Genomic DNA, 1,116 nt, shown 5'->3' with positions numbered 1-1,116 from the left:
GGCTCTTAACTGGTATGCCTATGTGAGCAACAACCCCGTGAAGTATGTGGATCCGGCGGGGCTGGTGGAAGTGGACTACGACGATCAGAGTAATGCAACAATTCAAGGTGAGATAGAGAACCGAGGCGATATTACAGAAGCCGTTTCTCTTTTTTATGATATAGTACAAGGACTGCCCGAGGGTGACCATCGCATACAATTCATTAATGAAGATGGCGAGATTTCTGGCGATTATTCTTTGTATTCTGATGCACTGACTCGGCTACAAGAAGAGTGGCCAGATGAAATTAAATTGTCTATTGGTGTTGGTTTAGAAGTTGTAAATCTTGGTGTATATGCGGGCGTAGGTGATAGTGGCCCTAGTGTATCGTTTTCCTATTTGTTGGGAACAGTTTCTGTTGGGATAGATAGTAAAGGCAAGCTCAAAACGGGTGCCGATATTGATTTTACTCTAATTGGAGTCCCTGGACTAAAAGTTGACTTTTCATTTACTGCTGCTACAAAGAATTATTGGAGAAAACAAAACTGACAATGCGACGTATGCTTGCTTTGATAATAGACGCTGTGCTATCGGTGTCTGTTTTGTTTGCGGCAATAATAATTTTGGGAAGGTTCTCTATAATCACTAAAGAATTGGTCGAATATTCTGATACTCACTTTAATCTTGTTTTTGGAGTTGCTGGGCAAATTCTTTTTTTCCTGTTTGCATTTTTACCTTCGTCAGTCTTTGGAATGACTATTGGTCAAAAAATGATGGGAGTGCGATTGGTTACCTACGATGGACATAAAATCTCGATATTACGGTCTATACTAGTTTATCTCTCGTTCGTAATAGTCAGTATGCTTTTAACTTTTGGGATAGGCATTCTTACTATATCCTTTAGACGAGACAGGAAGGGATTACACAACGTCTTGACTAAAACCAAAGTGTTTGAAATCGGTCAAGCTTAAGCAACAGAGCACAAGTTTATTAATGATCGCTCCGCCACACATAATTGAAGGCATACGCCTGGCTATATATGCGGCTATCGTCACACAAAGCCTCATTCCCCCCTCAGAGGCAGGCCCGCCCTTAGGCCGTCCATGGCCATAAGGCTAAACAGAAGATGCCTTATT

Annotated in this window: 2 protein-coding genes; both read left to right on the top strand. The window is 41.6% G+C overall.

All coding sequences use genetic code 11. From position 1 onward, the window contains the following. On the top strand, nt 1-529 hold a 529-nt coding region (locus S1OALGB6SA_RS09865), incomplete at its 5' end, for an RHS repeat-associated core domain-containing protein (protein WP_230204539.1). Between the two features lie 2 nt (nt 530-531). Next, nucleotides 532-951 carry an RDD family protein gene (locus tag S1OALGB6SA_RS11005; RefSeq protein ID WP_195910424.1) on the top strand — a complete coding sequence of 140 codons (420 nt, stop codon included), beginning with the start codon at nt 532-534 and terminating at the stop codon, nt 949-951. Nucleotides 952-1,116 lie beyond the last annotated feature (165 nt).

Origin of the sequence: Olavius algarvensis spirochete endosymbiont (assembly GCA_900608495.1) — a bacterium.
In the GTDB taxonomy this organism is placed as follows: Bacteria; Spirochaetota; Spirochaetia; order DSM-2461; family DSM-2461; genus UBA2779.
Note: the sequence above shows the minus strand (reverse complement) of the source record. Positions and strands in the feature narration are given on the sequence as shown.